The organism is Verrucosispora sp. WMMD573, from assembly GCF_027497175.1.
Classification (GTDB): Bacteria; Actinomycetota; Actinomycetes; order Mycobacteriales; family Micromonosporaceae; genus Micromonospora.
Window position 1 is genome coordinate 631,066 of sequence record NZ_CP114901.1, and the last position, 18,393, is coordinate 649,458.

General features: G+C 70.8%; 16 protein-coding genes and 1 riboswitch. Of the genes, 2 read left to right on the plus strand and 14 right to left on the minus strand.

Going from position 1 to position 18,393, the window contains the following annotated elements:
• Positions 1–3 precede the first annotated feature (3 nt).
• The 3 genes from thiS to O7601_RS02905 all read right to left on the minus strand — a co-directional run bounded on the left by thiS (position 4) and on the right by O7601_RS02905 (position 1,996).
• On the minus strand, positions 4–204 hold the full coding sequence (gene thiS, locus O7601_RS02895; RefSeq protein WP_281564749.1) for a sulfur carrier protein ThiS: 201 nt from the start codon (positions 202–204) through the stop codon (positions 4–6).
• Positions 195–1,376, minus strand: coding sequence for a glycine oxidase ThiO (gene thiO / locus O7601_RS02900; protein ID WP_281564750.1), 1,182 nt, complete (start codon positions 1,374–1,376; stop codon positions 195–197). The genes thiS and thiO overlap by 10 nt, the downstream gene beginning before the upstream one ends.
• The gene (locus tag O7601_RS02905) at positions 1,370–1,996 is read right to left on the minus strand and encodes a thiamine phosphate synthase (protein ID WP_281564751.1); all 627 of its coding nucleotides are present in this window, start codon (positions 1,994–1,996) and stop codon (positions 1,370–1,372) included. Before O7601_RS02905 ends, thiO begins: the two co-directional genes overlap by 7 nt.
• Positions 1,991–2,100: riboswitch (TPP riboswitch) on the minus strand. (Overlaps the previous gene by 6 nt.)
• A 491-nt stretch (positions 2,101–2,591) precedes the next feature.
• Between O7601_RS02905 and O7601_RS02910 the strand changes: the two genes are divergently transcribed.
• Positions 2,592–8,393: a ThuA domain-containing protein gene (locus O7601_RS02910; protein ID WP_281564752.1), complete on the plus strand. Its 5,802-nt coding sequence runs from the start codon at positions 2,592–2,594 to the stop codon at positions 8,391–8,393.
• 123 nt (positions 8,394–8,516) lie between these two features.
• Here the strand turns inward: O7601_RS02910 and O7601_RS02915 are convergent, their stop codons facing one another.
• The 3 genes from O7601_RS02915 to O7601_RS02925 form a co-directional block, all read right to left on the minus strand.
• Positions 8,517–9,467, minus strand: a complete 951-nt coding sequence (locus O7601_RS02915; protein WP_281566772.1) for an aldo/keto reductase — start codon at positions 9,465–9,467, stop codon at positions 8,517–8,519.
• Positions 9,468–9,535: 68 nt separating this feature from the next.
• Positions 9,536–11,215: an ATP-binding cassette domain-containing protein gene (locus O7601_RS02920; protein WP_281564753.1), complete on the minus strand. Its 1,680-nt coding sequence runs from the start codon at positions 11,213–11,215 to the stop codon at positions 9,536–9,538.
• Positions 11,216–11,262: 47 nt separating this feature from the next.
• Positions 11,263–11,871 (minus strand): methyltransferase, encoded by a 609-nt coding sequence (locus O7601_RS02925; RefSeq protein ID WP_281564754.1) that lies wholly within the window; start codon positions 11,869–11,871, stop codon positions 11,263–11,265.
• A 127-nt stretch (positions 11,872–11,998) separates the two neighbouring features.
• Here O7601_RS02925 and O7601_RS02930 point away from each other — a divergent pair, with 127 nt between their 5' ends.
• Positions 11,999–13,102, plus strand: a complete 1,104-nt coding sequence (locus O7601_RS02930) for a hypothetical protein (protein ID WP_281564755.1) — start codon at positions 11,999–12,001, stop codon at positions 13,100–13,102.
• Positions 13,103–13,136: 34 nt separating this feature from the next.
• Here the strand turns inward: O7601_RS02930 and truA are convergent, their stop codons facing one another.
• The 8 genes from truA to infA all read right to left on the minus strand — a co-directional run bounded on the left by truA (position 13,137) and on the right by infA (position 17,958).
• Positions 13,137–13,967, minus strand: coding sequence for a tRNA pseudouridine(38-40) synthase TruA (gene truA, locus O7601_RS02935; protein ID WP_281564756.1), 831 nt, complete (start codon positions 13,965–13,967; stop codon positions 13,137–13,139).
• A 91-nt stretch (positions 13,968–14,058) separates the two neighbouring features.
• A complete protein-coding gene (rplQ, locus tag O7601_RS02940) occupies positions 14,059–14,619 on the minus strand; it encodes a 50S ribosomal protein L17 (RefSeq protein WP_281564757.1) in 561 nt (186 codons plus the stop codon).
• Between the two features lie 34 nt (positions 14,620–14,653).
• Positions 14,654–15,676 carry a DNA-directed RNA polymerase subunit alpha gene (locus O7601_RS02945; RefSeq protein ID WP_013735931.1) on the minus strand — a complete coding sequence of 341 codons (1,023 nt, stop codon included), beginning with the start codon at positions 15,674–15,676 and terminating at the stop codon, positions 14,654–14,656.
• A gap of 95 nt (positions 15,677–15,771) precedes the next feature.
• On the minus strand, positions 15,772–16,398 hold the full coding sequence (gene rpsD / locus O7601_RS02950; RefSeq protein WP_281564758.1) for a 30S ribosomal protein S4: 627 nt from the start codon (positions 16,396–16,398) through the stop codon (positions 15,772–15,774).
• A 13-nt stretch (positions 16,399–16,411) separates the two neighbouring features.
• Positions 16,412–16,819, minus strand: a complete 408-nt coding sequence (rpsK, locus tag O7601_RS02955) for a 30S ribosomal protein S11 (protein WP_013288613.1) — start codon at positions 16,817–16,819, stop codon at positions 16,412–16,414.
• 118 nt (positions 16,820–16,937) lie between these two features.
• Positions 16,938–17,318 carry a 30S ribosomal protein S13 gene (gene rpsM, locus O7601_RS02960; RefSeq protein WP_203997213.1) on the minus strand — a complete coding sequence of 127 codons (381 nt, stop codon included), beginning with the start codon at positions 17,316–17,318 and terminating at the stop codon, positions 16,938–16,940.
• Positions 17,319–17,531: 213 nt separating this feature from the next.
• A complete protein-coding gene (gene rpmJ / locus O7601_RS02965; RefSeq protein ID WP_012184307.1) occupies positions 17,532–17,645 on the minus strand; it encodes a 50S ribosomal protein L36 in 114 nt (37 codons plus the stop codon).
• Positions 17,646–17,736: 91 nt separating this feature from the next.
• A complete protein-coding gene (gene infA / locus O7601_RS02970; RefSeq protein ID WP_007073013.1) occupies positions 17,737–17,958 on the minus strand; it encodes a translation initiation factor IF-1 in 222 nt (73 codons plus the stop codon).
• Positions 17,959–18,393: the final 435 nt, after the last annotated feature.

The window sequence follows — 18,393 nt, forward strand, 5'->3', positions numbered from 1 at the left end:
GGCTCACCCGCCCTGGGCGGCGCTGAGCACCTCGACCCGGTCACCGCCGCGCAGCACCGTCGCCGGCCAGCCGGTACGCGGTACCACCTCACCGTTCACCGCCACCGCGACGCCGCGCTGTTGGCCGGTGATGTCGCGGACCAGGTCGGCCACCGTCAGCCCGTCCGGCAGGCTGCACCCGGCACCGTTCACGGTCAGTTCCACGAGTCGTCCTCCGTCGAGTGCGGAAAAGTGCGAGCGGCCGTTGCGCCCACGACGCCGGGTGAGTCGGCGAACCGGTCCGGCCGGAAGGGTGCCAGCAGTGCGTCGGAGTTGCCGTCCCCCGTGATCAAGTCGGTGATCATGTCTGCGGTGACCGGAGTCAGCACGATCCCGTGCCGGTGGTGGCCGGTGGCGACCAGGACCCCCGGCCGCCCCGGTAACGGGCCCAGGATCGGCGCGTTGTCCGGCGTGCCCGGACGCAGCCCCGCCAGCGTCTCGACCAGGTCGTACTCGGCGATCTCCGGCAGCAGGTCGACGGCGGCCCGCAGCAGCCGCAGCACCGCTCCGGCGGAGACACCGAGGTCGGAGCGCTCTTCGACGGTCGCACCGACGACCACCTCACCGCTGTCGCGCGGCACGAGGTAGACGTGCTCGCCGTCGGCGTACCCCCGGATCACGTGCCGGAAGCCTGGCGGCCCGCCATCGGGCGCGCGCAGCCGCAGCACCTGGCCCTTCACCGGACGGACCGGCAGACCGGTCAGGGCCGCGCTGCCGCAGCCGGCGGCGACCACCGTCGCGCCGGCCGCGACGTCGGACAGCCGGCGTACCGGCTCGGCGACCAGCACCGCGCCCGCCCGCTCCGCCGCCAGCCGCAGCGCCGGCACCAGCCGGCGCGGGTCGACCTGATGGTCGGTGGCGGCGAGCGCGCCGCCACGCACCCGGGGCGCCAGCGCCGGCTCGCGCTCGCGCAGCGGCGACGGGCGCAGCGGCGTCACCGGCAACCCCAACTCCTGCTGGTACGCCCAGAGCCGACGCGCCTCGGCGAGGTCGTCGGTGGTCAGCCCGACCATCAGGGTGCCTTCGGTCCGGTAGCCGATGTCGGTGCCGGTCACCTCGGTCAGTTCGGCGGCGAACCCGGGCCAGCGGCCGGCCGACTCGGTAAGCAGGGCGGTCAGCTCCCGCTCGCCGAAGTACGCCTCGGCGACCGGTGCCAGCATGCCGGCGGCCACCTGCGAGGCACCCGACCCGGGCGCCGGATCGTGCACGACCACCCGCAACCCGCGCGCCGCGCACCGCCAGGCGACCGCCCACCCGATCGGCCCGCCCCCCACGACTGCCACGTCGGGGCGGCGCGGTGGCACCACACCGCTGGTGGCCGGGCGTCCGGTCAACATGTCAGCGCCCGAACCAGCTCGGCGGCGGCGCGGGCGGGATCGGTGGCTCCGGAGAGCGCACCGACCACCGCCACCCCGTACGCGCCGGCGGCCCGCAACTCGGGCACGTCCGCCGCCGTCACCCCACCGATGGCGATCACCGGTACCTCGACCGACTCGACCACCGCCCGAACACCGGCCGCGCCGATCGGCGGGGGCAGCCCGTCCTTGGTGGCGGTGACACGGCACGGTCCCACGCCCAGGTAGCTAGCTCCGGCGGTGACCGCGGCAAGCGCGGTTGCCGGTTCCCGCGCGGTGGCACCCAGCACCGCCGTCGGGCCGAGCACCTCCCGGGCCGCCGCCACGGGCAGGTCGTCGGCACCGACGTGACCACCGGCGGCGCCGGTGGCCAAGGCCACGTGCAGTCGGTCGTTGACCAGGCAGGGCACCCGGTACGGCCTAACCAGGGCCAACACCTGCCGGGTCAGCTCGTACGTCTGCCGGTCGGTGGCGCAGTCCTCGACGCGGACCTGAACCACCAGTTGCTTGTGGACCACCGGGAGCACGGCCCGCAGCACGGCGAGCGGATCCCGCCCGGGTCGGGTGTCGGTGATCAGATGCAGTCGCCCCAGGGACGGCACGGCAACACTCCTCCCTGCGCCGGCATTACCCGGATCAGGTTCGACGGTCGGGGGCTCACAGCCCCCCTCTCAGCCCGGTGCACCGGGCTCCCGTGGGTTCGTTGGGTGTCACCGTACGTCGTTTCGCCGGCTCCGCCAAGCCCATCCTGCGCCACCGGCAGGGGCGCAGCCTGCCCTGTCGTGCCGACTCGCAGCAGCACGGCGGCCAGAAGAACGCGGCGTGCACTGCGGTGCCGGCCGCGCCGCCGCCTTCGAGAAGTTGGACGACCCTGGGGACGTTGACGAGCACTGCGGTCGGTACGACCCCGAGGGTGGGCCTGTTCACTCTCGGCGCCAACCGGCCTCCGCCCGAGGTGCGGGCCGGCAGCCGTGGTGGTTTGGGCGGGCTGTGCCGAAAATGTCAGTTGCGTTTACCGAAACGTTATCCATTGAAACCTTGCCATTAATCGTTCCAGCGGAACTAATTTGTTCAGCGACTCGACATAAATGCTGGGACGGCCACCCTTCGGCAAGGTGGCCGGGCCAGCCCCATCTGGGACGGTCTTCGGCGGGCCGACCCCGTGACCCCTGTCCAGCAAGGACAAAGGAGACCGGAGTGCCCCGAACACCTCGTGCCCGTGCACCCCTGACAGCCGCCTTCCTATCCCTGGGCCTCGCCGCGACCATGCTCCTGGCGGCCCCGGCCGCCCAGGCCGCGCCCGCCCCCGTCGCCCAGGCGGTACCGGAAGCCGCCGCCGAGACGTTCTCGGTGCTGGTCTTCTCCAAGACCGCCGGCTTCCGCCACGCCTCCATCCCAACCGGCATCGCCGCCATCCAGGAACTCGGCGCGGAGCACGGTTTCACCGTCGACACCACTGAGGACGGCGCTGCCTTCACCGACGCCAACCTGGCCCAGTACCGGGCCGTGATCTGGCTCTCCACCACCGGAGACGTGCTCACCGCCGACCAGCAGGCGGCGTTCGAGCGCTACATCCAGGCCGGTGGCGGCTACGCCGGCATCCACGCCGCCGCCGACACCGAGTACAGCTGGGCCTGGTACGGCGAATTAGTGGGGGCGTACTTCAACAGCCACCCGGCCAACCAGCAGGCCACGGTCAAGGTGGAGGATCCGGCTCATCCCTCCACCGCCCACCTGCCGGGACGCTGGTCCCGGTTCGACGAGTGGTACAACTACCGCACCAACCCGCGTGGTTCGGTGCACGTGCTGGCCACCCTCGACGAGACCAGCTACAACGCGGGCTCCGGCGCGATGGGGCCGGACCACCCGATCGCCTGGTGCCAGGACTACGACGGCGGCCGGGCCTGGTACACCGGCGGTGGCCACACCGACGAGTCGTACGCCGAACCGGAGTTCCGCACCCACCTGCTCGGCGGCATCCGCACCGCCGCCGGGATCCAGGGTGCCGACTGCGGTGCGTCGCTTACCGCCAGCTTCGAGAAGGTGACGCTGGACAGCAACACCAGCAACCCGATGGAGCTGGACATCGCGCCCGACGGCCGGGTCTTCTACATCGAACGCGACGGCCGGGTGCAGATCGTCAAGCCGGACACCGGCAACACGGTCACCGCCATCGACCTCGACGTCTTCACCGGCAACGAGGACGGCCTGATCGGCATCCGGCTCGACCCGGACTTCGCCACCAACAACTGGGTGTACCTCTACTACGCCCCGAACGACGGCGTGGCACGCAACGTGCTCTCCCGGTTCACGGTCAGCGGCGACTCGATCGACGCGGCCAGCGAGGAGGTCGTGCTCCAGGTCGACACCCAGCGCAACACCTGCTGCCACGCTGGCGGCACCATGACGTTCGACTCCGCCGGCAACCTCTACCTGGCCACCGGGGACAACACCAACCCGTTCTCGTCGGACGCCTACACGCCGATCGACGAGCGGCCCGGACGCGCCGACTACGACGCGCAGCGCACCTCCGGCAACACCAACGACCTGCGCGGCAAGGTGATCCGGATCCACCCGCAGGACGACGGGACGTACACCATCCCGGAGGGCAACCTCTTCCCGCCGGGTACGGCGCAGACCCGGCCCGAGATCTACGCGATGGGCTTCCGCAACCCGTTCCGGATCGGCATCGACCCGGCCACCGACACCCTCTACGTCGCCGACTACGGCCCGGACGCCGCGTCGGACAACCCCAACCGGGGCCCCGAGGGCCTGGTCGAGTGGAACATCGTCGACGAACCGGGCAACTACGGCTGGCCGTACTGCACGGGCACCAACGAGGCGTACAACGACTACCAGTTCCCCTCCGGCCCGAGCGGGCCGAAGTTCGACTGCGCCGCAGTGGTGAACAACTCGCCGAACAACACCGGCCTGACCAACCTGCCGCCGGCCATCCCGGCCACCGTCGACTACGGCTACGGCGGTGACCCGCGCTACCCCGAGATCGGTGGCGGTGGCGCGCCGATGGGCGGCCCGGTCTACCGGTACGACGCCGACCTCGACTCGGACCGCAAGTGGCCGGCGTACTACGACGGCAAGGCGCTGCTCGGCGAGTGGAACCAGTCGAAGATGTACACGATGCAGGTCACCGAGGACGGCACCGAGCTGGTCGACATCAACCAGTTGCTCACCGGGATGTCCTTCATCCGGCCGATGGACTTCGAGTTCGGTCCGGACGGCGCGATGTACCTGATCGAGTGGGGCAGCGGCTTCGGCGGCAACAACGACAACTCCGGCGTCTACCGGATCGACTACATCGCCGGTGACCGGGCACCGATCGCGGTGGCCAACGCCGAGCCCACCTCCGGGCAGGCCCCGCTGACCGTCGCCTTCTCCAGTGCCGGCTCGCGCGACCCGGACGGCGGCACGCTCACCTACGCCTGGACGTTCGGCGACGGTGGCACCTCCACCGAGGCCAACCCCACCCACACGTACGCCGAGGCGGGCAACTACACCGCCCAGCTCACCGTCACCAACCCCAAGGGTCGTACGGCGGTGGCGAACGTGCCGATCACGGTGGGCAACACCGCGCCGACCGTGACCATCGAGTTCCCGCCGGACGGCGGCTTCTTCGACTGGGGCGACCAGGTCAAGTACACGATCACGGTGACCGACCCGGAGGACGGGGACGTCGACTGCGCCGACGTCCAACTCCAGGTGCTGCTCGGGCATGACGAGCACGCCCACCCGCTGGAGCAGCACACCGGCTGCACCGGCACGGTGCAGACCCAGCTCGCCGCCGGCCACGGCGCCGAGGCGAACGTCTTCACCGTGTTCGAGGCCAGCTACACCGACCAGGGCGGGTCCGGTGGGGCCGACCCGCTGACCGGCCGCGCGATCGAGATTCTCCAGCCCAAGCGCAAGCAGGCCGAATACTTCACCGCGACCGGCCGGACCGAGGACGGCACCGGCGGCGGCGACCCCGGGGTGCAGCGCGAGGCGACCGGCGACTCCGCCGGTGGCGGCCAGAACATCGGTTTCATCGAGGACGGCGACTGGTGGTCGGTCGTACCGGCCGACCTGACCGGGATCGACGAGATCCGGTTCCGGGTCGCCTCGGCCGTCAGCGGCGGCGTGATCGAGGTGCGGGCCGGCGCGGTCGACGGACCTGTGGTCGCCACGGCGGCCGTGCCGGGTACCGGCGACTGGCAGACCTACACCGACGTCACCGCACCGGTGACCGGCGCGGCGAGCGGTTCGCTGTACTTCGTCGCCCAGGACCCGGCCGGCGGCGCGGGATCGCTGTTCAACGTCAACTGGGCGGACTTCGTCGGTAAGGGCGTCACCGACAACGCGCCGCCGGCGGTCACCGCGACCGCCACGCCGGCCTCCGGCACCGCGCCGGTCACCATCGCGTTCGGCGGCACCGCCACCGACCCCGAGGGTGACACCCCGCTGACGTACGAGTGGGACTTCGGTGACGGCGGCACGGCGGACACGCTCCAGGCCGAGCACACGTACACCGCACCCGGCAACTACACCGCCACCCTGACGGTGACCGACAGCCGTGGTGCCCGGTCGTACGCGACCGTACCGGTCCGGATCGACGCGCCGAACACTTCCTGTTTCGGCACCCGGTCCGACGACTTCAGCGGCGACAGCCTGGACCGGGACCGGTGGGAGGTGGTGCGGGAGAACCAGCTCCTGGCCGTCTCCGACGACGCGCTGCGGCTCCCCACCGGCGTCGGCGACCTGTACGGCAGCCGTAACGACGCCACCAACCTGGTGCTCCAGCCGGCACCGTCGGGAGCCTGGCAGGCGACCACGAAGGTCACCCTGCCGGTGACCGCCAACTACCAGCAGGCCGGCCTGCTGGTCTACGGCGACGACGAGAACTACGCCAAGCTGGACCTGCTCTACAACGGCAGCCGCCGGGTGGAGTTCATCCGGGAGACCGCCGGCACCCCGCGCAACGAGGGTGCCGACAGCACCGACGCACCGGCGGGTGACACTGTCTACCTGCGGGTGAGTAGCGACGGCACCAGCCTGACCGCCGCGCTCTCGGCCGACGGCCAGACCTTCACCCCGGTCGGTCGCTCCGCCGCGTTGGAGGGCATCGAGAATCCGCGGATCGGCCTGTTCGCGCTCAACGGGGGCACCGACGCACCCGTGGTCGAGGCGGCCTTCGACTGGTTCCAGGTGACGCCGGACGAGCCGCCCGGCCCGGTCGACCCGTCGGACGAGTTCACCGGTGACGCACTGGACAAGTGCCGGTGGAACGCGATCGTCCGGGAGGACCCGACCGCCTACCAGATCAGCGACGGGTCGCTGCGGGTCGACGTGCCCAACGGTGACATCTACGGCACGGACAACACCGGGCCGACGAACTTCATTCTCCAGAACGCACCGAGCGGCGACTGGACGTTGGAGACCAAGGTCGACGGCAGTCTGCTGGACGAGCAGTACCAGCAGGCCGGCCTGATCGTGTACGCCGACGACGACAACTACCTGAAGTTCGACTACATCGTGGACAACCAGGCCGGCCAGACGGTCACGCGGCGGATCGAGTTCCGCAGCGAGATCGACGGAGTGGTACAGAATCCGCAGCCCGGTGCGGAGAGCCTCACCGAGTCGGTGTGGCATCTGCGGTTGGCCCGCAGCGGTGACACGTTCACCGCGTCGTACTCGACGGACGGCACCACCTGGACCGCGCTGACCGAGCTGACAAACGCCGCCGTCGGTGCGACGCCGAAGGTGGGCCTGTTCACCCTCGGCGGCAACCAGACCGCATCGAAGGCGGCATCGTTCGACTACTTCCGGCTCTCCACCGACGCCGGATCGGACGACGAGACCGCGCCGGTCACCACGGCAGAGGTGTCCGGCACCCCGGTCGAGGGTTGGCTCACCGGCCCGGCGACGGTCACCCTGACCGCGGTCGACGAGGACGGCGGCAGCGGGGTGGCGCGCACCGAGTACCAGCTCGATGACGCCACCGACTGGACCGCATACACCGGTCCGGTGCCGGTGACCGGGGACGGCGAGCACGAGCTGCGGTTCCGCTCCGCCGACGAGGCCGGCAACGTGGAGGAGACGAAGGCGGTCACCGTCCGCATCGACGCCACCGCGCCGGTCAGCACCGCGTCGTTCGCCCCGGCGAACGACGCGGGCTGGCACGACGGCACCGTCCCGGTGGTGCTCACCTCGACCGACGCCGGTTCCGGGGTGGCGCTGCTGGAGTGGTCGCTGGACGGTGGCGACTGGACGCCGTACACCGAGCCGGTCGAGATCACTGGCGACGGGGACCACGAGCTGCTCTACCGGGCCACCGACACCGCCGGCAACGCCGAGACGTTGAAGGCGGCGGTGGTACGCATCGACGGCACCAAGCCGACCTTGTTGGTCTCCGGCATCGCCGACGGCCAGCTCTACGGTGACAGCCAGGACGTCCGGGTGTCCTGGCAGGCGGTCGACCCGACCTCGGGCATCGCGACAGTGGTCGGCCAGCTCGACGGCCGTCCCTACGTCAGCGGCACGCTCCAGGCGATGTACGAGCTGCCGCTGGGCCTGCACGAGCTGACCGTCACGGCGAACGACAAGGCGGGCAACGCCACCACCACGACGGTCCGCTTCTTCGTCACCACCTCGTTCCGGGACATGCAGAACCTGCTGGACCGGTTCAAGGCGACGGGTCGGCTCTCCAACAAGGCGTACAACCAGTTGTCGAAGCGGCTCTCCAACGCCCGTACGGCGGAGGCGGAGGGCAACGACCGACGGGCGATCAACCAGCTCACCGCGTTCCGGACGTTGGCCGGCGACGCCGAACTGGTTGGCGAGGCGGAGATCCGGGACGTGCTGATCCGGGACGCCGATGCCATGATCGTCCGGCTCGGCGGCACGGCCAGCAAGACGGGCGTACGGGCCAACGACGGCGAGTCCGTCAAGGGTGCCGGCCGCCTCGGCGGTGACCCCACGCGGCTGGCTCCCGGCCGCAAGCTGTGAGTACAGGGCCCCGTCCGGCACCGTCCGGGCGGGGCCCTTCACCCGACCTCTTGATCATGAAGTCGGCGGCGTCCTGGAGAGGACGCCGCCGACTTCATGTCGACGCAAGGAGCACGGCACGGGTCAGCGGTCGAGCACCGCCCGCAGCGCCTTGAGGTCGTCCTCGGTGGGCTGCCAGGCACCGGCCTCGGCGTTGGCGCGCACCTGCTCCGGCGTGGTGGCACCGGCGATCACCGAGGTGACCGCCGGTTGGGCGGCCAACCCACCGATGGCCACGTGCAGCATCGGCACATCCCGTTCCGCGGCGTACGCCTCGATGCCCTCGATGGTGTCCCAGTCGGCGGCGGCGAGCCGCTGGGCGTACCGGCCACCGCCGGCCAGCCGGCTGCCGGCGGGTGGCGCCGCGCCCCGCTTGTACTTGCCGGTGAGCAGCCCGTTGGCCAGCGGGAAGAACGGCAGCATGCCCAAGCCGAACCGGTCGCAGGCCGGCAGCACCTCGATCTCGACGTCCCGGTTGAGCAGGCTGTAGTGGTTCTGCGCGCTGACGAACCGGGTGAGTCCCCGGGTCTTGGCCGTCCAGTCGGCATCGGCGATCTGCCAGCCGGAGAAGTTGGAGTTGCCCAGATACCGCACCTTGCCGGCGCGGACCAGGTCGTCCAGGGCGGCCAGCGTCTCGTCGATCGGGGTGCCGGAGTCCGGCTCGTGGAACTGGTACAGGTCGATGTAGTCGGTGTCCAGTCGCCGCAGTGACGCCTCGACCGCCCGGATCACGTACCGCCGCGAGCCGCGTACCCCGAAGTCCCGCCCGTTGCTACCGGCCATCGACATGCCGAACTTGGTCGCCAGCACCACGTCGTCGCGGCGGCCCTTCAGGGCCGCGCCGAGCTGCGCCTCCGAGGCGCCGTGCGGCTCGCCGTAGATGTCGGCGGTGTCGAAGAAGTTGATTCCGGCGTCCAGGGCCGCGTCGACCACCGAGCGGGTGCCGTCGACATCGAGTTTGCGGCCGAAGTTGTTGCAGCCGATCCCCACGACGGACACCACGAGCCCGGAGTCGCCCAGCCGGCGATAGTTCATCTCACTCACCGGATCACCATATGTCGCCCTGTCGGGTGGTCGCAGGGCCGGCCGCGGGACCAGACCGCTCAGGCCACGTCCCAGACCGGTTCGTCGGTCTCGACCACCTCGCCGTCGCCCCGGAACAGCAGGAACCGGTCGAAGGTGCGGGTGAACCAGCGGTCATGGGTGACCGCCACCACCGTGCCGGAGAAAGCGGTGAGCCCGGCCTCCAACGCCTCGGCCGAGGCCAGGTCGAGGTTGTCGGTGGGCTCGTCGAGCAGCAGCATGGTCGCGCCGGACAGCTCCAGCAGCAGCACCAGGAACCGCGCCTGCTGCCCGCCGGAGAGGGTGCCGAAGCGCTGGTCACCCTGTCCCGCCAGCTCGTACCGGGACAGCGCCGCCATGGCGGCGTGCCGGTCCATGCCGGCCCGGTGCTCGTCGCCCCGCCAGAGAATCTCCACGAGCGTCCGCGTCATCAGCTCCGGCCGGTCGTGGGTCTGGGAGAAGTGACCGGGTCGGACCCGCGCGCCGAGTCGGGCCACCCCGTCGTGCGCCACCGGAGCGAGCGCCGGCGCGTCGTCGACGGGGCCGTTCGCCGGGTCCGGGTCCGTCCCACCCCGGGCCAGCAGGCGCAGGAAGTGCGACTTGCCGGTGCCGTTGGCACCGAGCACCGCCAGCCGGTCGCCGTACCACAGCTCCAGGTCGAAGGGGTAGGTCAGGCCGTCCAGCTCCAACTGCTCGCAGACCAACGCGCGCTTGCCGGTCCGTCCGCCGGCCAGCCGCATCCGGATGTCCTGCTCCTTCGGCGGTACGGGCGGCGGCCCGGCCTCCTCGAACTTGCGCAACCGGGTCTGCGCCGCCTGGTAACGCGAGGCCATACCGGAGTTGTACGCGGCCTTCTGCTTGTACATCAGCATCAGCTCGCGCAGCTTCTGGTGCTCCTCGTCCCACCGTTTGCGCTGCTCGTCGAGGCGGTCATGCCGGGACACCCGCGCCTCGTGCCAGCTGGCGAAGCCGCCCGGGTGCACCCAGGCGCTGCCACCCTCCACCGCGACCACCCGGTCAGCGGTGTGCGCCAGCAGCTCCCGGTCGTGCGACACGTAGAGCACCGACTTGGCCGACTCCCGCAGCCGTGCCTCCAGCCAGCGCTTGCCCGGCACGTCTAGGAAGTTGTCCGGCTCGTCGAGCAGCAGCACCTCGTCGGGGCCGCGCAGCAGCAGTTCCAGGGCGAAGCGCTTCTGCTGCCCACCGGAGAGGGTCCGGACCGGGCGCTGCCGGGCGGCTTCCCAGGGCAGGTCGAGGACGATGGTGGCGACGGTGTCGAAGAGCACCTCGGCGTCGTATCCGCCGGTCTCGCCCCAGGCGGCCAACGCGTCGGCGTACGCCAGTTGGGCCTTGCCGGCGGCGGTGCTGTACTTGCCGCGCAGCTCGGCCTCACGCATGGCCGCCTCGGTCTCGGCCAGCCGACGACCGGCGTCGCGCAGCGACGGCGGCGCGAGTGACAGGGCCAGGTCGGCCAGCGTCGACTCGTCACCGATCATGCCGATGAACTGGCGCATGACGCCCAGACCACCGGTACGCGCGATCGCGCCGGTACGCACCGGCAGGTCACCGGCGACCATTCGCAGCAACGTCGTCTTGCCCGCACCGTTCGGCCCGACCAGCGCCACCTTGGCGCCCTCGCCGACCCGGAACGACACGTCGGCGAAGAGTTCCCGCCCGTCGGGCAGGACATGCCCGACCGCCGCCACGTCCACGTATCCCACGCGGGCATCCTGCCCGAGCCGGCCCGGCAGGCCAACCGATTACCCGGTCAGCGGGTGACGCGCAACACCCGGAACCCCTTCTGGCTCGCGTGCCGAGCCACCTGCCAGCCCTGCTCGACCAGCCAGCGCTGCAACGAGTCACCGCCGAGATGGCGGGCCACCACGAACCAGGCCACCCCGCCCGGGGCCAGTCGGGGCAGCCAGCGCAGCAGCATCTCGTGCAGTTCGTCCTTGCCGACCCGGATCGGCGGGTTGGACCAGATCTGGGCGAAGCGGAGGTCGGCGGGTACCTCCTCGGGCGTCGTCACCCGCAGCCGGCCGGACAACCCGAGCCGGGCGGCGTTCTCGGCCGCCAGTCCCCGGGCCCGCTCGTTCACGTCGACCGCCCAGGTCGTCGCCGTCGGCGCGACGGTGGCGAGCACGCAGGCGATCGGGCCGAACCCGCAGCCGAGGTCGAGCAGCGCCGCACCGGCGGTCGCGGCATCGGGCAGCTCGGCCTTGCGCAGCAACACTGCCGTGCCCGGATCGAGGCGGCTGGCGGAGAAGACCCCGGATGCCGAGGCCAGGGTGTAGTCGCGGCCGGCGACGGTGAACTGCACCTCGCGCGCCTGGGCGGGCGCGTTCGGCTCGGCGGTGAAGTAGTGGTCCCCGGTCACGCCGGCCATTCTCGCACCGAGTGCGGATCGGGCCGAAGGTACGGCGCCCCGGTTACTCCGACACGTTCATCAACCGCGTTTCGACGAAATACCCACTAAAGGGATAAACATCCCTACTCTGGACGACATGGTGTATCGGTACGACTCCGATGAGGACGCATACGTCCCGTACCGGGACGACGAGACCGCGGGCAGTCCGCCCCCGCCCGGCCCGCCGCCCCCGGCCGGGCCGTCCCCGTCGCGCTTCCCCACCCCGTCGCTGGCCCGCCCGAACCAGATCATGCTGCCATCGTCGGCGCCGCCACGTGGGGCGTTCCCCACCGGGCAGCAGGAGCCGGCACCACGGTATGACCCGCCGCCGCCCGCGCCCGACGAACCGGCGGCGGTCGGCGTGGCGGCGGCACCGCCGGGGCCCGGCACGACGACCGTCGCGCCGCCGCCCCGCCGAGGTGGCGGTCGCGGATGGCAGGTGCTGGTCGGCGGCGCCGCGGCGCTGGTGCTGCTCGGCCTCTGCGGTCTCACCGCCGCCACCCTGTTGGACGGTCGGACCCTGATCGGTCAGCAGGCGGGGCCCAGCGCCGCACCGGACACCACGCGTGGCACGGCGCCCGCCGACGCCAGCGACCTCGACTCCCGGGACACCGACCAGGCGCCGCTCACCGCCCGCGAGGTCTTCCCCGCCAGCACTCTCGCCGTCGGCGACGCTGAGAACGGCTACGAGGTGCTACGCACCCAGTCCAGCGCCAGTTGCCCGGTAGCCGCCACCGGGGAGGTCTCGGAGCTGCTGGTCCGGCTCGGCTGCAACCAGGTCGTCCGGGCCACCCTCCGCGCACCGGACGGCGACCACCTGGTCACCACGGGACTGTTCAACCTCACCGACCGGTCCAGCGCCGAGCGGGCCCGGGATCGGATTCGCCAACTGCTCGACGAGCGGCAGGGCCGCTTCCGCGGCATGTCGGCGGGGGACGACACGGAGGTCATCACCACCGCCCCGGCACGGGTCGGCTGGCAGGTACGCGGCCACTACATCGCCTACGCGGTGGTCGCCCGCACGGACGGCGCCACCATCCGCTCCGGTGACACCGGAGTCCGCGAGATCCTCTTCGACATGCTCGAACAGCATCTGAACCAGGGAGTGCTGGAGCGGCGGGCCGAGGGCGGGATGGCCAGCCAGCCGACCGAGGGCCCCACCGATGACACCGGCAGCCAGGACGAGTCCACCGGGGAATGACCGGCTGCCGACGACGGGAAGCGCGGCCGGCGGCTCAACTGTCGGCGGGTACCCGGAGCCGGCGGGTCGCGTCGGCGCGGCCCGCGTACTCGGCGGGATCGTCCGGGTAGCCGACCGCCACCAGGGTCAGCCCATGCGCCGGCGCCACGGTCACCTCGCTGGCCCGCTCCCGACGGGTCAGCAGGTCAGCCGGCCAGCCCACCGGTCGGCGGCCGTCCCCGGCGACCAGCATGGCACCGACCAGGCTACGGACCATCGCCTGACAGAACGCGTCGGCCTGCACGGTGGCGACCAGGATCCCGTCGACGTCCCGCCGCCAGTCCAGCCTGGTCACCTCCCGCAGCGTGGTGGCGTTCTCCTTGCGCCGGCAGTACGCGGCGAAGTCGTGCTCTCCGACCAGCCCGGCCGCCGCGGCGGTGAGGCGGTCCAGGTCGAGTGCCCGGGGCCAGGCCAGGACCTCGTGCCGGCGTAGCGGATCGCACCCCCACGGCGCGTCCGTCACCCGGTACTCGTAGCGGCGGAAGGTCGCCGAGAAGCGGGCGTCGAAGGTGGCCGGCACCGCCCGCATCGCCCGCACCCGCACATCGGTCGGGAGCAGCCGGGCCAGCCGGCGCAGCAGCCGTCCCTCGTGCGCCCGCCAGACGTCGACGGGCAGGTCCAGGTGACAGACCTGCCCGCTGGCGTGCACCCCCGCGTCGGTGCGGCCGGCAACGGTCAGCCCGGTCGCGGCACCGGTGCCGAGGACCAGATCCAGCGTCTCGACCAGCACGCCGGCGACCGTGCGCCGCTGCGGCTGGGCGGCCCAGCCGGAGAAGGCCGTGCCGTCGTACGCGACGTCCAGCCGCAGCCGGGTGCGCTCGTCCACGTGGTACCTCCTCGACGGATCGGGCCCGGCACCCCCGTGGTGGGGATGCCGGGCCCGACAACGGCCTCAGGGCCTGTCTCACCGGCCTTGGTCAGGCCTTGCCTTCCTCGGTGGCCAGGTCGCTGTCCTCGCGGGCAGCGGCGGTGTCACCGGAGGCCGACTGCGGCGGCTCGGCGTCCTGGTCGGCCGGTCGCGACGCGGGGGCCTCGTCGGCCGGTGCCAGCGCCTCGACCTTGTCCTGCTGGGCGGCCTTGCGCCCGGCGGTCTTCCGGTTCGCCTTCGGCTCGGCGACCTGAAGCTCCTCGACCAGCTCGATGATCGCCATCGGAGCGGCGTCACCCTTACGCGGACCGGTCTTCACGATCCGGGTGTAGCCACCGCTGCGGTTGGCGTACCGCGGCGCGATCTGGTCGAACAGGGCGTAGACCACGTCCTTGTCCTTGACCACGGTCAGCACCCGGCGGCGCGACGCGAGATCGCCCCGCTTGGCCTTGGTGATCAGCTGCTCGGCGAGCGGACGCAGCCGCCGGGCCTTGGTCTCGGTGGTCTGGATCTTGCCGTGCTGGAACAGCGCGGTGGCCAGGTTGGCCAGCATCAGCCGCTCGTGCGCGGGGCTGCCGCCGAGGCGGGGGCCCTTGGTGGGCGTGGGCATGCTTGGTGCTCCTCAGGTGTGGCGGCAGCGCGGACTAGAGCTGCTCGGTCTCGCGGTAGTCGTCGGTGTCGTAGTCGGCCTCGCCGAAGGCGTCCACGACGTGCGCCGGGTCGAAGTTCGGAGCCGAGTCCTTCAGCCCGAGACCCATCCCGGCGAGCTTCATCTTGACCTCGTCGATCGACTTCTGACCGAAGTTCCTTATATCGAGGAGGTCGGCCTCGGTACGCCCGATGAGCTCACCAACGGAGTTGATGCCCTCGCGCTTGAGGCAGTTGTAGGAGCGGACGGTCAGGTCCAGCTCCTCGATCGGCAGGGCCAGGTCCGCCGCCAGCTGCGCGTCCTGCGGGGACGGGCCGATGTCGATGCCCTCGGCGGTCTCGTCCAGCTCACGAGCCAGCCCGAACAGCTCCACAAGCGTCGATCCGGCCGAGGCCAGTGCGGTACGGGGCCCCATGGACGGCTTGGTCTCGACATCGATGATCAACCGGTCGAAGTCCGTCCGCTGCTCGACGCGGGTCGCCTCGACGCGGTAGGTCACCTTGAGCACCGGAGAGTAGATCGAGTCGACCGGAATCCGGCCGATCTCCGCGCCCGCCTGCTTGTTCTGCGCCGCCGTGACGTAGCCACGACCCCGCTCGACGGTCAGCTCCATGTCGAGCCGACCCTTGCCGTTGAGGGTGGCCAGCTTCAGGTCCGGGTTGTGCACCGAGACACCGGCCGGAGGCTGGATGTCGCCGGCCGTCACGTCGCCCGGGCCCTGCTTACGCAGGTACATGCTGACCGGCTCGTCGTGCTCGGAGCTGACGCAGAGCTCCTTGATGTTCATGACGAGCTCGACCACGTCCTCCTTGACCCCGGGGATGGTGGTGAACTCGTGCAGCACACCGTCGATCTTGATCGAGGTGACGGCCGCACCCGGGATGGACGACAGCAGCGTACGCCGCAGCGAGTTTCCCAGGGTGTAGCCGAAGCCCGGCTCCAGCGGCTCGATGGTGAACCGGGACCGGGTCTCGTTGATCGACTCCTCGGAGAGGGTCGGTCGCTGGCTGATGAGCATGTCTTCTCTTCTCTTCCGGGGCGCCCGCCATATGACGCCCACGACACAAACTGTTCCGGTGGCCCGCCCTGCCGGGCGGGCCACCGCAACGAGCCCTACTTGGAGTAGAGCTCGACGATCAGCTGCTCCTGGACCTGGGTGTCGATCACCTGTCGGGCCGGGAGCGAGTGCACCAGGATCTTCATCTGGCTGGGGATCGCCTCCAGCCACGCCGGAACGGTCTTGGAGCCGGCCTCGGCCTGGGCCACGATGAACGGGGTGAGCTCCTTGCTCTTGCCCCGGACCTCGATGATGTCGTGCTCCTTGACGCGGTACGACGGGATGTCGACCTTCTTGCCGTTCACCGTGAAGTGACCGTGCTTGACCAGCTGACGGGCCATGTCCCGGGACTTGGCGTAGCCGGACCGGTAGACCACGTTGTCCAGCCGCGACTCGAGGATCTGCAGCAGCACCTCGCCCGTCTTGGCCTTCTTGCTCACGGCTTCCTCGTAGTAGCCGCGGAACTGCTTCTCCAGCACGCCGTAGACCCGGCGGGCCTTCTGCTTCTCACGGAGCTGGAGCAGGTACTCCGTCTCCTTCGTGCGGCCGCGGCCGTGCTGCCCGGGCGGGAACGGCCGGGACTCGAACGGGCACTTCGGACCATCGCACTTGCTGCCCTTGAGGAACAGCTTCATCTTCTCCCGCCGGCAACGGCGGCAGTCAGCACCGGTGTAACGAGCCATCTCTCTCTACCTCTCAGACCCGACGACGCTTCGGCGGACGGCACCCGTTGTGCGGCTGCGGGGTGACGTCGGAGATCTGCCCGACCTCAAGGCCCACGGCCTGTAGCGAACGGATGGCGGTCTCCCGGCCGGAGCCGGGGCCCTTGACGAACACGTCGACCTTGCGCATGCCGTGCTCCATGGCCCGACGCGCGGCAGCCTCGGCGGCCAGCTGCGCGGCGAACGGAGTCGACTTGCGGGAGCCCTTGAAGCCCACCTGGCCGGACGAGGCCCAGGAGATGACGGCACCAGTCGGATCGGTGATCGAGACGATGGTGTTGTTGAAGGTGCTCTTGATGTGCGCCTGCCCGTGGGCGACGTTTTTACGTTCCTTGCGCCGGACCTTCTTGACTGCGGCTCCGGCACGAGCCTTCGGTGGCATAAGTCTGTGCGCTCCTGAATGGGTTCTGGCTTCTCGCCCCGTTGATTTCTTAGACACCGGTTCCGATAGGAGTCCGGCCTACCTCGACGGAGAACGACCAGAATTCCGGTTAAAGAAACTACTTCTTGCCGGGCTTCTTCTTGCCGGCGACAGTCCGCTTCGGGCCCTTGCGGGTCCGCGCGTTGGTCTTGGTCCGCTGGCCACGCACGGGCAGGCCCCGGCGGTGCCGGATGCCGGCGTAGCAGCCGATCTCGACCTTGCGGCGGATGTCAGCGGCGACCTCGCGGCGCAGGTCGCCTTCAACCTTGTAGTTGGCCTCGATGTGGTTGCGGAGCTGGACCAGCTCCTCGTCCGTGAGGTCCCGGACGCGCGTGTCCGGCGAGATGCCGGTGGCGCTGAGCGTCTCCAGGGCGCGGGTGCGGCCCACGCCGAAGATGTAGGTGAGCGCGATCTCCATCCGCTTCTCGCGGGGAAGGTCGACGCCGACTAGACGTGCCATGTGCGGGCGTACTCCTCGTGGTGTGCTGGCGAAGGTGTGGACCCGTCCCACCCCGCTACCGGCCGTCCCTGTCCTTCCGACGCCGATGGCGCCGGCGACCGGGATCGGTCGCTGCCCGAGCGGGCCCCGGCCTTCGACCGGGGGTCAACCACGATTGGCGTACGCAATGCGCACCGCTCGCGGCTGGAACGAGCATGTGATGTGTGGGCTGGTTCAGCCCTGGCGCTGCTTGTGGCGCGGGTCGGTGCAGATGACCATGACCCGGCCGTGCCGGCGGATCACCCGGCACTTGTTGCAGATCCTCTTGACGCTCGGCTTGACCTTCACGGTTGCCTTACTTCCCATCTGGCCCGGCATCACGAGGCGCGACACCGGACGTCGAAGACGGACACGGGACGTTTCCCGGCCGCCGTCAGGCTTACTTGTAGCGGTAGACGATGCGCCCGCGGGTCAGGTCGTACGGCGAAAGCTCGACGACGACCCGATCCTCCGGCAGGATGCGGATGTAGTGCTGCCGCATCTTGCCGCTGATGTGAGCCAGCACCTTGTGGCCGTTGGCGAGCTCCACCCGGAACATAGCGTTCGGCAGGGGCTCGATGACCCGACCTTCGATCTCGATGGCTCCGTCTTTTTTCGGCATGTCCTCCGCTGTCCTGACGTCGGTTGCTCCGGACGGCCCACAACGTCTTACACGGGTGCTTGACCAAGATCAGGCTTCCCGCGCCAGCCGCGGCTCCGCGTCCCACCGAAGCGCTGGTGGGCATGGCAGAGTGGACGCTGCGCGCCGATCAGAAAGTGTACGCCCGCCTGCACGCCGTCGCCAAACCGACAGGCCACCTGAGGCCGGCCAGGTTCAGGAAACGGGACGTTCAGCCCACATCGCCCCGGTCGGGTCGCCGCGTCGGCTCACTCACCGGCGCCCCGGCCGCGTCGCGGGTGCCGTCGTCGCCGGCCGGCCGCCCGCCTTCGGTGCGGCCGCTCTCCGCCGCCGGTGCGGCTTCGGTGACGCCGTCGGCCGTCGCGCCGGATCCAGGGGCTCCAGCGATGCCGGGCTGCTGCTGGCCGACGGCCTCAC